General features: G+C 70.5%; 11 protein-coding genes. 3 read left to right on the forward strand and 8 right to left on the reverse strand.

What is annotated here, in order from left to right; all coding sequences use genetic code 11:
* Positions 1–31: 31 nt before the first annotated feature.
* Genes def through AC3RX0_RS07250 form a run of 3 tightly spaced genes read right to left on the reverse strand, consistent with a single transcriptional unit; the run spans position 32 to position 6,239 of the window.
* Positions 32–523 (reverse strand): peptide deformylase, encoded by a 492-nt coding sequence (gene def, locus AC3RX0_RS07240; protein WP_491505238.1) that lies wholly within the window; start codon positions 521–523, stop codon positions 32–34.
* A gap of 2 nt (positions 524–525) precedes the next feature.
* On the reverse strand, positions 526–2,781 hold the full coding sequence (locus AC3RX0_RS07245; RefSeq protein ID WP_491505239.1) for a nucleotide-binding protein: 2,256 nt from the start codon (positions 2,779–2,781) through the stop codon (positions 526–528).
* A gap of 50 nt (positions 2,782–2,831) precedes the next feature.
* Entirely contained in the window at positions 2,832–6,239 is a 3,408-nt protein-coding gene (locus AC3RX0_RS07250; RefSeq protein WP_491505240.1) for a pyruvate carboxylase, read from the reverse strand.
* Positions 6,240–6,333: 94 nt separating this feature from the next.
* Here AC3RX0_RS07250 and AC3RX0_RS07255 point away from each other — a divergent pair, with 94 nt between their 5' ends.
* The gene (locus AC3RX0_RS07255; RefSeq protein ID WP_491505241.1) at positions 6,334–7,146 is read left to right on the forward strand and encodes a ParA family protein; all 813 of its coding nucleotides are present in this window, start codon (positions 6,334–6,336) and stop codon (positions 7,144–7,146) included.
* Positions 7,147–7,497: 351 nt separating this feature from the next.
* Here AC3RX0_RS07255 and AC3RX0_RS07260 read toward each other — a convergent pair whose 3' ends face one another.
* The 3 genes from AC3RX0_RS07260 to AC3RX0_RS07270 all read right to left on the reverse strand — a co-directional run bounded on the left by AC3RX0_RS07260 (position 7,498) and on the right by AC3RX0_RS07270 (position 9,384).
* Positions 7,498–8,043, reverse strand: a complete 546-nt coding sequence (locus tag AC3RX0_RS07260; RefSeq protein ID WP_491505242.1) for a MerR family transcriptional regulator — start codon at positions 8,041–8,043, stop codon at positions 7,498–7,500.
* A gap of 163 nt (positions 8,044–8,206) precedes the next feature.
* Positions 8,207–8,896 carry a transcriptional regulator FtsR gene (ftsR, locus tag AC3RX0_RS07265; RefSeq protein WP_491505243.1) on the reverse strand — a complete coding sequence of 230 codons (690 nt, stop codon included), beginning with the start codon at positions 8,894–8,896 and terminating at the stop codon, positions 8,207–8,209.
* The gene (locus AC3RX0_RS07270; protein WP_491505244.1) at positions 8,896–9,384 is read right to left on the reverse strand and encodes an FHA domain-containing protein; all 489 of its coding nucleotides are present in this window, start codon (positions 9,382–9,384) and stop codon (positions 8,896–8,898) included. The genes ftsR and AC3RX0_RS07270 overlap by 1 nt, the downstream gene beginning before the upstream one ends.
* Positions 9,385–9,583: 199 nt before the next feature.
* Between AC3RX0_RS07270 and AC3RX0_RS07275 the strand changes: the two genes are divergently transcribed.
* Both AC3RX0_RS07275 and lpdA read left to right on the forward strand, forming a co-directional pair.
* On the forward strand, positions 9,584–10,135 hold the full coding sequence (locus AC3RX0_RS07275) for a copper resistance CopC family protein (RefSeq protein WP_491505245.1): 552 nt from the start codon (positions 9,584–9,586) through the stop codon (positions 10,133–10,135).
* Between the two features lie 9 nt (positions 10,136–10,144).
* Positions 10,145–11,542, forward strand: a complete 1,398-nt coding sequence (gene lpdA, locus AC3RX0_RS07280) for a dihydrolipoyl dehydrogenase (RefSeq protein WP_491505246.1) — start codon at positions 10,145–10,147, stop codon at positions 11,540–11,542.
* Positions 11,543–11,639: 97 nt separating this feature from the next.
* On the opposite strand, the gene AC3RX0_RS07285 is transcribed toward lpdA, so the two are convergent.
* Both AC3RX0_RS07285 and AC3RX0_RS07290 read right to left on the reverse strand, forming a co-directional pair.
* Positions 11,640–12,308 (reverse strand): CYTH domain-containing protein, encoded by a 669-nt coding sequence (locus tag AC3RX0_RS07285; RefSeq protein WP_491505247.1) that lies wholly within the window; start codon positions 12,306–12,308, stop codon positions 11,640–11,642.
* Between the two features lie 11 nt (positions 12,309–12,319).
* Complete coding sequence (locus AC3RX0_RS07290) at positions 12,320–12,547, reverse strand: response regulator (RefSeq protein ID WP_491505248.1); 228 nt, start codon at positions 12,545–12,547, stop codon at positions 12,320–12,322.
* Positions 12,548–12,650: the final 103 nt, after the last annotated feature.

The raw sequence follows: 12,650 nt of genomic DNA on the forward strand, positions 1-12,650 counted from the left end.
CGGCGATCACAGACCGCGAGGCCCGCGACGCTCAGAACCAGGAGGACTCGCGGATCTGGCGCATCGCGATGCGGCGGGCCTCCTTGTCGAGCCGGTCGATGTAGAGCTTGCCGTCGAGATGGTCGGTCTCGTGCTGCAGCGCCTGGGCGAGCACCCCGTCGCCCTCGATCGTGACGGGGTTGCCGTCGGCGTCGACCCCCTCGACCTTCGCGTGCGGATAGCGCACCACGTCGTGCCAGAGACCCGGGACCGACAGGCATCCCTCCCCGATCGCCGCGGGCTCGCCCGAGACCTCGACGAGCACGGGGTTGAAGACGTATCCGAGCCGGCCGTCGACGTTGTAGCTGAACGCGCGCACGCCGACGCCGATCTGGGATGCCGCGACCCCGGCGCGTCCGGGCAGCTCGACGGTGTCGACCAGGTCGCGCGCGAGCGCGCGGGTGCCTTCGTCGAAGGTCGTCACGACGGCGCCGGTGGAACGGAGCACGGGGTCGCCGAAGAGGCGGATCTCACGCACCGCCATCGTCAGGCCGCCACCGTGCCGTGCTCGCGCAGACCTTCGACCACCGAGACCGCGAGCCGGCGGGCGGCCTCGCGGGTGGCCGGCTGCAGGTCGTGGAACGTGATGGCGCTGCCGGTCGCGATGTGCGCGTCGTACGGCATTCGCACCACGGCGCGCACGCGCGTGGTGAAGTGCGCTTCGAGCTCGTCCTCGCGCACGAGCGGGGCTCCGGGGCGCGCGTTGTTGAGCACCACGACGGCGCTGCGCACGAGCCCGGCGAAGCCGTTGGTCTCGAGCCAGGTGAGGGTCTCGGACGCCAGGCGCGCCTCGTCGATGCTCAGGCCCGACACGACCACGAGCTGGCCGGCGCGGCCGAGGGTCGCTCCCATCACCGAGTGCACGATCCCGGTGCCGGTGTCGGTGAGCACGATCGAGTAGTAGTGGGCGGCAAGGCCCGCCACGTCCTGGTAGTCGTCGTCGCTGAACGCCTCCGAGACCCGGGGGTCGGCATCGGATGCCAGGACATCGAGTCGCGTCTCGTCCCGGGCGACGATCGTCGAGATGTCGTTGTAGCCGGTCACGTCCCCCTGCATGCGTGCGAGGTCGCGCACGGTCTTGCCGCTCGGTCGCGCGATGCGATCGGCCAGGGTTCCGCGGTCGGGGTTGGCGTCGATCGCGATCACCCGGTCGTCGCGGGCGTCGGCGAGGGCCATGCCGAGCAGGGTCGTGATCGTCGTCTTTCCGACGCCGCCCTTGCGCGAGAGCACCGGCACGAACCGTGCGCCGCCGGTCAGGGGCGCCGCGATGCGGCTGGTGAGCTCCTTGCGCTCGCGCGCACGCTTGCCGTCGCCGAGGTTGATGCGCCCGCCCGACAAGGCGTAGACGAAGTGCTGCCAGGTTCCCTCGGGCTCGGCGCCCAGGATCTTGCCGCGCTCGAGCAGCCGGTCGGCGGTCAGCAGGTCGGAGGTCTCCTTGCCGGAGTCGAACTCGCCGAGCCGCTTTGACGTCAGCGTGATCTCGGGGCGCTTGGTGTGCACGCGCTCCACGTCGTGGGCGCGTCCGGCGGGTTTGTCGTTCATGGATGCCTCCTCCAGCGCACCTGCGGCGGGGTCGGGATCGATCGGTTCGGCGTCGACCGGTTCGGAGTCGAGGACGGCGGAATACGCGCCGCGCGGCTCGGGTGCCGCTTCGGCCACCGTATCGTGAGAGCCGGCCGCTGCGGCGGCGGGGTCGGAGTCTGCGTCGACGGCGGCAAGGCCTTCGTCGACGGCGCCCGCTGAGTCTGCGACGACATCGCCTGCGTCGGCTTCTGGGTCGTCGGCCTCGCCGATCGTGTCATCACCCTCGGCATCGTTCGCCTCGGCATCGTTCGCCTCGGCATCGTGCGCCTCGGCATCGACGTCATCCGTCTCGACGATGGCATCGGCGTCGAGTTCGGGCGCCGCCTCGGCGTGCGCGTACCGCGCGATCGTGTCATCGATGAGCGCGGCGAATGCGGCACGGTCGAACGGCTGATCGGCCTCGCGCCAATCATCGGCATCCTCGTCGTCGGCATCGACATTGCCGTTCGCCGGGACCGTCGCGAGATCGGCATCGTCGGGGGCGACCGCGTCGGCGTCAGCGTCTTCGGCGGACTCGATGGCCGCCTCCGCATCGACTGCGGAGCCGTTCGCCTCCTGGTCGACCACCGGCTCGTCGACCTCGGCGTCCTCGACGTCGACGTCCTCGACGACGACCGCGTCCCCCGGCGCGGCGTCCTCCGGCTCGATGTCTTCGAGCGTGGCGTGTTCGAGCACGACGTCGCCGATCACGACATCATCAGCATCGATCACGACGTCGTCGCCGTCGAGCACGATCTCGTCGTCGTCGATCACGGTGCGGCCGGCTGCATCAGCCTCCTGGTGCTCGCCGCCGAGGCTTCCCGCCTCGGCCACGACCTCGACGTCGTCGTCCTCGGCCGCAGCGGCCGCGACCTCGGCGTCTGCGGGGGCGTCGGCTGCGGCATCCAGCTGCGAGTCCTCGACCGCCTCATCCGCCGACCCATCGTCCGCGGCATCGGCGTCCTCGGCCGACTCGTCCTCGTCGTCGAACGCGAGCTCGTCGCCGACGACATCGTCGTCGGGCAGGTCGTCCTCGTCGGAGGGCGGGAGCGTGACGCTCACCTGCGCGGTCGTGGCACCCAGAAGCCCGAGAGCGACGGTGTCGGCACGCGCGACATCGGGCAGAACGCCGAGCTCGGGGGTCTCGTCAGGCGTACGGTCGGGGTGATCGGGCGTCACAGCGGGTCGTCTCCAAGAAGCATCAGGGCCCGGGTGGGCCGCCCTCCAGGCTACTGCCGCGGAGTGATGACGACCAAAAGATCCCCGGCCTCGACCTGCGAGGTGCCGGCGAGCACGATCCGCTCGACCACGCCGCCGACGGGGGCGGTGATGGCCGCCTCCATCTTCATCGCCTCGATCGATGCGACCGCCTGGCCGGCGTCGACGGTCTCGCCCTCGACGACCTTGACCGTCACCGCACCCGAGAACGGCGCGGCGACCTGCCCCGGCTTCGATGTGTCGGCCTTCTCTGCCTGACGCGCCTCGACGTCGATGCTGTGGTCACGCACGAACACCGGCCGCAGCTGGCCGTTGAGGGTCGTCATGACCGAGCGCATGCCCTTGTCGTCGGCCTCGCCGATCGCCTCGAGCCCGACGTACAGCTGCACGCCCCGCTCGAGCTCGACGACGTGCTCGGTCCCGGGCACCAGACCGTACAGGTAGTCGGCCGTGTCGAGCACGCTGAGGTCGCCGAACTGCTCGCGCAGCTGCAGGTACGAACGGGTCGGGGCCGGGAACAGCAGCTCGTTGAGCATCCGCCGCCGGGTGGCCGAGTCGGCCTCGAGCGCCGCGCCCTGCTCGTCGGTGATCGGCGTGATGCCGTGCTTGAGGTCGCGCCCCGCCAGCACCTTGGTGCGGAACGGCTCGGGCCATCCCCCGGGCAGGTCGCCCAGCTCGCCGGCCATGAACGCGACCACCGAGTCGGGCACGTCGTAGCGCTCGGGGTGCTCCTCGAAGTCTGCCGGGTCGGCCTTGACGGCCGCGAGGTGCAGCGCCAGGTCGCCGACGACCTTCGACGACGGCGTGACCTTGGGCACCCGCCCGAGGATCGCGTCGGCGGCGGCGTACATGTCCTCGATGAGCTCGAAGTCCTCCGACAGGCCGAGCGCGATCGCCTGCTGGCGCAGGTTCGACAGCTGCCCGCCGGGGATCTCGTGGTGGTACACGCGGCCGGTGGGACCGGGCAGCCCCGACTCGAACGGCGCGTACAGGTGGCGCACCGCCTCCCAGTACGGCTCCAGATCAGCCACCGCCGACAGGTCGATGCCGGTGTCGCGATCGGTGTGCGCCAGGGCCGCGACCAGCGCCGACAGGGAGGGCTGGCTCGTGGTTCCCGACATCGGCGCGGCTGCGGCATCCACCGCGTCGGCGCCGGCCGCACTGGCCGCCAGCAGCGTCGCGAGCTGGCCGCCCGCGGTGTCGTGCGTGTGGACGTGCACGGGCAGGTCGAACCGGTCGCGCAGCGCGGCGACGAGCTTCGCCGCCGCGCCCGGCCGCAGCAGGCCCGCCATGTCCTTGATCGCGAGGATGTGGGCGCCCGCGTCGACGATCTGCTCGGCCAGGCGCAGGTAGTAGTCGAGCGTGTAGAGGTCCTCGGCGGGGTTCAGCAGGTCGCCGGTGTAGCAGACGGCGACCTCGGCGATCGAGGTCCCGGTGCCGAGCACGGCGTCGATGGCCGGTCGCATCTGGGCGACGTCGTTGAGGGCGTCGAAGATGCGGAAGATGTCGATGCCGGATGCCGCGGCCTCGCGCACGAACGCGTCGGTGACCTCGGTGGGGTACGGCGTGTAGCCGACCGTGTTGCGCCCGCGCAGCAGCATCTGGATCGCGATGTTCGGCATCGCCTCGCGCAGAGCGTCCAGGCGCTCCCACGGGTCCTCGCCGAGGAACCGCAGCGCCACGTCGTACGTCGCCCCGCCCCAGGCCTCGACCGACAGCAGCTGCGGCGTCAGCCGCGCGACGTACGGGGCGACGGCGGCGAGGTCCCGCGTGCGCACGCGGGTGGCCAGCAGCGACTGGTGCGCATCGCGGAAGGTCGTCTCGGTCACCGCCAGCCGGTTCTGCATGCGCAGCTCGGCGGCGAAGCCGGCCGGGCCCAGGCGCAGCAGGCGCTGACGCGACCCGTCGGGCGCCGGCACGGTCAGATCGACCGTGGGGAGCTTGGCCACCGGGTCGACGGTCACCGGGTTCGCGCCGTGGGGCTTATTCACGGTGGCGTCGACGAGCCAGGTGAGGATCTTGGTGCCGCGGTCCTTCGAGGGACGGCCGCGCAGAAGCTCGGGGCGCTCTTCGATGAACAGCGTCGACACGTCGCCGGCGAGGAACTCGGGGTCGTCGAACACGGCCTGCAGGAACGGGATGTTGGTGGCCACACCCCGGATGCGGAACTCGGCGAGGGCCCGGCGGGCGCGCTTGACCGCGGACGGGAAGTCGCGGCCCCGGCAGATGAGCTTGGAGAGCATCGAGTCGAAGTGCGGGCTGATCTGGGATCCTGCCGCGGTCGTACCACCGTCGAGGCGGATGCCGGCGCCGCCCGGCGACCGGTAGGTGGTGATCTTGCCGGTGTCGGGGCGGAAGTTCTGCGTCGGGTCCTCGGTGGTGATGCGGCACTGCACCGCCGAGCCGCGCAGGCGGATGTCGTCCTGCCGCAGGCCGAGCTCTGCGAGCGTCGCCCCGGCGGCGATGCGCATCTGCGCCTGCACCAGGTCGACGTCGGTCACCTCTTCGGTCACGGTGTGCTCGACCTGGATGCGCGGGTTCATCTCGATGAACACGACCTCGCCGGCCCGCTCCCCCGCCGTCTCGAGCAGGAACTCCACCGTGCCGGCGTTCTGGTAGCCGATCGACCGGGCGAACGCGACCGCGTGCCGGTGCAGGGCGCGGCGGATCTCGTCGTCGAGGTTCGGCGCCGGCGCGATCTCGACCACCTTCTGGTGGCGCCGCTGCATCGAGCAGTCGCGTTCGAACAGGTGCACCGTGTCGCCCTGCGCGTCGGCGAGCACCTGCACCTCGATGTGGCGCGGACGCATGACCGCCTGCTCGAGGAACATCCGCGGGTCGCCGAACGCGCTGCCGGCCTCGCGCATCGCCTCGGCCAGCGCGGGGGCGAGCTCTGCCTTGGTCTCGACGCGCCGCATGCCGCGTCCGCCGCCGCCGGCGACGGCCTTCGCGAACAGCGGGAATCCGATCTCGTCGGCCTGTGCGAGCAGGGCGTCGACGTCGTCGGATGCCTCGGTCGAGCGCAGCACCGGAACCCCGGCCTCGATCGCATGGCGCTTGGCCTCGACCTTGTTGCCGGCCATCTCGAGCACCGCGGCGGGCGGACCGATGAACGTGATGCCGTTGGCGGCGGCCTTCTCGGCCAGTTCGGGGTTCTCGGACAGGAAACCGTAGCCCGGGTAGATGGCGTCGGCGCCGGCCTCGCGCGCGACGCGGATGATCTCGTCGACATCCAGGTACGCCCGCACGGGATGCCCCTGCTCGCCGATCCGGTACGCCTCGTCGGCCTTCAGCCTGTGCAGCGAATGCCGATCCTCGTACGGGAAGACCGCGACCGTGCGCGCACCCAGCTCGTATGCCGCGCGAAACGCACGGATGGCGATCTCACCGCGGTTGGCGACCAGGATCTTCTCGAACATGCGACCCCCATAGGGCGGCGATCCCGCAGGCAGGCGTGATCGCCTTTCGTGGCTGAGTGTGCTCTCAGCCTAGAGGACGGTAACGTAGGGCCTTGTGCACGTCCTCTCCGTCAGCTCGCTCAAGGGTGGAGTCGGCAAGACGACCGTGACATTGGGGCTCGCCTCTGCGGCGTTCGCCCGCGGTGTCAAAACGCTCGTCGTCGATCTCGACCCGCAGTCCGACGTCTCTACGGGGATGGATATCCAGGTCGCCGGTCGGCTGAACATCGCCGACGTGCTGGCCAGCCCGAAAGAGAAGGTGGTTCGCCAGGCGATCACCTCCAGCGGCTGGACCAAGGTGCACCCCGGCACGATCGACGTGCTGATCGGCAGTCCCTCGGCGATCAACTTCGACGGCCCGCACCCGAGCGTGCGCGACGTCTGGAAGCTCGAAGAGGCCCTGGCCGCCGTCGAGGCCGACTACGACCTCGTGCTCGTGGACTGCGCCCCGTCGCTGAACGCGCTGACCCGCACCGCGTGGGCCGCGAGCGACCGCGTGATCGTGGTCACCGAGCCCGGCCTGTTCTCGGTCGCGGCCGCCGACCGCGCGCTGCGCGCGATCGAAGAGATCCGCCGTGGCCTCTCGCCGCGGCTGCAGCCGCTGGGCATCGTCGTCAACCGCGTGCGCCCGCAGTCGATCGAGCACCAGTTCCGCATCAAGGAGCTGCGCGACATGTTCGGTCCGCTCGTGCTCTCGCCGCAGCTGCCCGAGCGCACGTCGCTGCAGCAGGCGCAGGGCGCGGCCAAGCCCCTGCACATCTGGCCGGGCGACTCGGCGCAGGAGCTCGCGGCGGACTTCGACGCGCTGCTGGACCGCATCATGCGCACCGGCCGCATCCCCTCGCCGGACGGCGTCCCCGTCCCCTGAGCGTGCGGCTGCCGGGGTCGGATTGCGCCCCGGCTGCGTAGGCCTGCTCGAGCCCGGCCGCCCGAGCCAGCCTGCCTGAGCCGGCCTGCCTGAGCGCCGGCATCCTGTGCCCGCGCCACTGGTCCCCATTCCCTATGGATTCGGCGAATCCATACCCCCTGGGCTATTGATTCGCCCAGTCCCTATGGATTCGCGGCGTGTGTGATCGGCATGGGTTCGCGGCATGCGCAGATCGGCGCGCGATGCGGATCCGCTCGCGGATGCCCGGGGCCCAGCCCTCGTCTGCGACCACAAATGCCGCGCACGAGCCGCAGAGGTGACGACTGAGATCGGCGAGCAACGAGCGCGAGGTCAGGCGGTGCGCTTCGCGCGACGCGCGGCGAGCTCGTCGACAGGGTCGGGCTTCTGCGGGTCGAACTCGAGCAGGGTCGACTCGACCTCGGTGAGCACCTTGCCCACAGCGATGCCGAACACGCCCTGGCCACGGCTGACCAGGTCGATGACCTCGTCGTTCGACGTGCACAGGTACACCGACGCACCGTCGCTCATGAGGGTCGTGCCGGCGAGGTCGCGGATGCCGGCGGCGCGCAGCTGCTCGACCGCAGTGCGGATCTGCTGCAGCGAGATGCCGGTGTCGAGCAGGCGCTTGACGAGCTTGAGCACCAGGATGTCGCGGAAGCCGTACAGGCGCTGCGAGCCCGAACCGGTGGCTCCGCGCACGGTCGGCTCGACCAGCTCGGTGCGCGCCCAGTAGTCCAGCTGCCGGTACGTGATGCCGGCTGCGCGCGCGGCGACGGCGCCGCGATAGCCCACCTCGTCGTCCATGGCGGGAAGTCCGTCGGTGAACAGGAGGTCCACCGCGAACCGATGTTCGCCTGCCGCTTCCTCCGCGGTCATCGAGATCCCCCTTCTCCGAAATCCAATGGAGCTTCCCCCACGCTAGAGGACCATCGTCCCCCCGGCAACGACATCCGGCCCGTACCGCTCCGCGTGTCGCGCGCCTTCGTCATACCGACGCCCGCCCGGGCCGCGCCCCGCGGCCCGTTCATCCCCCGCCCGTTCACTGCACCAGGCGATCGATCGCGTTGCGCACGAAGATCATCCGCACCTCGCCGAGCCGCGCGGCGATCTCGGGCGCGAGCTCCCCCGCCCGCCCGCGTGCGGTGGCGTCGGTGCGGCGCAGCAGTGGCGCCAGAGCGGTCTCGATGAGCGCCACCTCACGCTCGGCGGCCTGGCGCAGTCCCCGCATGTGCCGCGGCTCGATGCCGTGCCGATCGAGCGCCACGAGCGCCCGCAGCACGGCCAGCGCCTGTTCGTCGTACGTGTCGGCGGCGGCGATCATGCCGGTGCTGACCGCGTCGTTCAGCAGCTGCGGAGCCGCCCCCGCCGCCGACAGCAGCTCGCTGCGCCGGTACCGGCGTGCGGGCGGCGTGATCGAGGGCGGGACGGCGGCCGGCGACGCAGGAGCACGCCCGGCGTCGACATCGGCCATGAACTCGCGGATGCGCGCCAGCGGCAGATAGTGGTCGCGCTGCAGCGTGAGGGCCAAGCGGAGGCGCTCGACGTCTGCGGGAGTGAACTTGCGATAGCCGGAGGCGGTGCGCATCGGGGTCACGATCCCCTGCACTTCGAGGAAGCGCAGCTTGCTCGCCGTCAGCGCGGGGAACTCCGGGCTGAGACGAGCGAGGACCTGGCCGATGCTCAGCGCGCCCCCGGACGCTGCGCGGCGGGGTGCGGGTGAGGCGGGCATCAGCTCTCCGGTGCCTGCTCGAGATCGGCGGGTGAGACGAAGAAGTTCAATCGGAACTTGCCGATGCGCACCTCGGCCCCGTTCGCGAGCGTCGCACGGTCGACCCGTTCGCCGTTCACATACGTGCCGTTGAGCGATCGCTGGTCGACGATCTCGAACCGCTTGCCGTCGCGCGTGATCTCGGCGTGACGGCGCGAGACAGTCACGTCGTCGAAGAAGATGTCCGCTTCGGGATGCCGCCCCACTGTCATGACGTCGGTGTCGAGCAGGTAGCGCGCCCCGGCGGTCGGACCCGACCGGACGATCAGCAGCGCAGCCCCGGCGGGCAGCGCATCGATCGCCGCGAGCTCCGCGCTGGACAGATCACTGCCGAACGGCACGAACGACAGATCGGAGTCGTGACCGAACGTCTGAGTGGCGTCACTGTTGTGCGCGGCACCCGAGCCGCGGTGGATGCCCCCCGCGTCCGTCCGACGATACTGGTCCACGGTCGTCCTTCCTTTCCCCCAGACTAACCGATGGCATCACTGCCGCGAGAGCAGAAAGACCTGAAATCGACCCTATTGAACGGCGGGCACCGCTGTCCACTCCGGCAACGCTGTCCACACCGGTCACACGACTGCCCGAGGCCGTTCGAGACAGCTCGAGCCGCCCGGGCATCCAGACTCGGCGGGTAGGCTCGCGGCCGTGAGGATCCCCGCTGTCATCGCCACCTTCGCTCTCGCTGCCGCCGTCGTCCTCGGCGTCGCCGCCCCGGCATCCGCCCACGACCAGCTGCTGTCGACCAATCCCGAGAACGGATCGACCGTCCAGTCGCTGCCGGCGACCGTGACCCTGACCTTCAGCGACGCCGTGCAGAACGCGGGCGGGGACGCGAACCAGGTGAAGGTGATGGATGCCTCGTGCAAGGTCTTGAACAACGGACCGGCGCAGATCGAAGACAACGTGGTGACCCAGCCGATCTCGGGCGGTGTCACCGGGCAGGTCACGGTGCTGTGGCGCGTGGTCTCTCAGGACGGGCACCCCGTCTCGGACGAGTTCGCCTTCACCGTCGCGGGCGGCAACGGGTCCGTGGCGTCCCCCTCGTCGACCTGCGCGGCCGACACCGCCCCGTCGGCGCCTGCGGCCCAGGCGTCGGACGCCGTGCTGCCGTGGATCATCGGCGCGGGGCTGCTCATCGTGGTCGCGGCCGTCATCGTGCTGCTGGTCACCCGCTCGAAGCGCGCCGGCGACCGGTAGGCTGTGAGGATGCCACATTACGACGTCGTCATTCTCGGCGCCGGCCCCGGCGGATACGTCGCGGCCGTTCGCAGCGCCCAGCTCGGTCTTTCCACCGCCATCATCGAGGAGAAGTACTGGGGTGGGATCTGCCTGAACGTCGGCTGCATCCCCTCGAAGGCCCTGCTGAAGAACGCCGACCTCGCGCACCAGGTGCTGCACAAGGCCGACCTGTTCGGCATCTCGGGCGACGTGCACTTCGACTTCGGCGTCGCGTGGGATCGCAGCCGCAAGGTCGCCGAGACGCACGTCAAGGGCATCCACTTCCTGATGAAGAAGAACAAGGTCACCGAGTACGAGGGGCGCGGCTCGTTCACGGGCCCGAACGCCATCACGGTGACCAAGGCCGACGGCCAGGTCGAAGAGCTCACGTTCGACAACGCGATCATCTCGACCGGCTCGAAGGTGCGCACGCTGCCGGGTGTGTCGATCGGCGGCAACGTCGTGTCGTTCGAAGAGCAGATCCTCACGCGTGAGCTGCCGAAGTCGATCGTCATCGTCGGCGCCGGCGCGATCGGCGTGGAATTCGGCTTCGTGCTGCGCAACTACGGCGTCGACGTCACGATCGTCGAGTTCCTCGACCGCGCCCTGCCCAACGAGGACGCCGAGGTCTCGAAGGAGATCACGAAGCAGTACAAGGGCTACGGCATCCCGATCCTCACCTCGACGAAGGTCGAGAAGGTCGAGGACTCGGACGACAAGGTCACCGTCACCTACACCGGCAAGGACGGCCAGCAGGGCTCGCTCGAGGCCGAGAAGGTGCTCATGTCGGTCGGGTTCGCCCCGAACGTCGAGGGCTTCGGCCTCGAGAACACCGGCGTCAAGCTCACCGAGCGCGGCGCGATCGACATCGACGACTACATGCGCACGAACGTGCCGCACATCTACGCGATCGGCGACGTCACGATGAAGCTGCAGCTGGCCCACGTGGCCGAAGCGCAGGGCGTCGTGGCCGCCGAGACCATCGGCGGCGCCGAGACGATGCCGCTGGGCGACTACCGCATGATGCCGCGCGCGACGTTCTGCTCGCCGCAGGTCGCCTCGTTCGGGCTCACCGAGCAGCAGGCGCGCGACGCCGGCTACGACGTGAAGGTCGCGAAGTTCCCGTTCTCGGCGAACGGCAAGGCCAACGGCCTGGGCGAGCCGATCGGGTTCGTCAAGCTCATCGCCGACGGCGAGCACCTCGAGCTGCTCGGTGGGCACCTGATCGGCCCGGACGTCTCGGAGCTGCTGCCCGAGCTGACCCTCGCGCAGAAGTGGGACCTGACGGCGCTCGAGGCAGCCCGCAACGTGCACACCCACCCGACGCTGTCGGAGGCCCTGCAAGAGGGCTTCCACGGTCTGGTCGGACACATGATCAACCTCTAGACTGAAAGTCAGTCTCCCGGATTCCGGGAACCCGACGACGCCGCCCTGCTCGAAGCCGAGGGCGGCGTCGTTGCGTCATGCCGCGTGTCGCCGAAGGTCAGGCAGAGAGGGCGCGGGCGAGTTTCGAGGCGGATGCCGCGATCCGGCCGCCGGCGGCGGCCACCAGGTCGTCGGCCGCGGCGAACAAGGCCGCGACGTCGGCGGGCGCGGTGGATGTCGCCGGACCGAGCTCGACCTCCCACTCGCGCCAGGTCTGCTCGCTGCCGGAGCGTTCGTTGCGGGCCGTCACGTGGTCGTCGACGACCTCGGCGACCAGTCCTCCGGCCGCGTCGCGCAGCGCATAGGCGATCCGGTGGTTGCGGATGCGGGCCAGCGGCAGGAACGGGCCGGATGCGCGATCGGCGAGAGCCGCGGCGACGTGGGTCGGGACATCCCCTGCATCGTCCTCGCCCAGCGGCCAATGCCACTCGTGCTTGCCGTCGGCCGCCGACACCTTGATGTGCCAGCCGGCGTCGGGGCCGCCCTCGCGGCGGCGCACCGCCGCTCCGCCGTGCGCGAGCACGAGATCGCCGGTGTCGAAGTACCGCGCATCGAGGTCTCGCGGCTCGGGCGCGTCGATCGAGGCGACGCCGGGCAGAGCCCGCCAGTCGGGCAGTGCGACGTCATCGCCGACATCGTACTTGCGCTCGATCTCGACGGTGTGCGACGGCTCCGAGTGCGACGACTCCGTGTGCGACGGCTCCGGGTCCACGTGCTCCGGGTTCACGTGCTCCGGGCTCACTCGTTCCGGCCGTCGGGATCGGGATTGATGTCTTCGGTCGACTCGGCGTACACGAAGCGGCTCTCGGTGGGCCCGTCGTGCGCGCCGGTGTGCTCTGACACGCCCTGGCGGCGGTAGACGAGCTGTCCGCCGCCGTAGGGAATGATCAGCGAGTCGGACACCCCCGGTTCGAGCGGGATGATCTGCCCGTCGAGCGGGCCGCCGGAAAGACGTGCGATGGCCATGATCACAGCGTAGTGGCGCAGACGTGGGTTGCGGCAGAACCCGCTGCGCGGCGCGGCGGCGGCACCGGGTCGTTGAGCGCGGCCGGGCGCAGCGGGATGCCGC

This window comes from Microbacterium sp. W1-4-2 (assembly GCF_058349885.2).

Bases quoted from the DNA above. Each gene is read 5' to 3' on its own strand.
- def (WP_491505238.1), bottom strand. From the start codon at position 523: ATGGCGGTGCGTGAGATCCGCCTCTTCGGCGACCCCGTGCTCCGTTCC.
- AC3RX0_RS07250 (WP_491505240.1), bottom strand. From the start codon at position 6,239: ATGTTCGAGAAGATCCTGGTCGCCAACCGCGGTGAGATCGCCATCCGT.
- AC3RX0_RS07260 (WP_491505242.1), bottom strand. From the start codon at position 8,043: ATGACCGCGGAGGAAGCGGCAGGCGAACATCGGTTCGCGGTGGACCTC.
- ftsR (WP_491505243.1), bottom strand. From the start codon at position 8,896: ATGCCCGCCTCACCCGCACCCCGCCGCGCAGCGTCCGGGGGCGCGCTG.
- lpdA (WP_491505246.1), top strand. From the start codon at position 10,145: ATGCCACATTACGACGTCGTCATTCTCGGCGCCGGCCCCGGCGGATAC.
- AC3RX0_RS07290 (WP_491505248.1), bottom strand. From the start codon at position 12,547: ATGGCCATCGCACGTCTTTCCGGCGGCCCGCTCGACGGGCAGATCATC.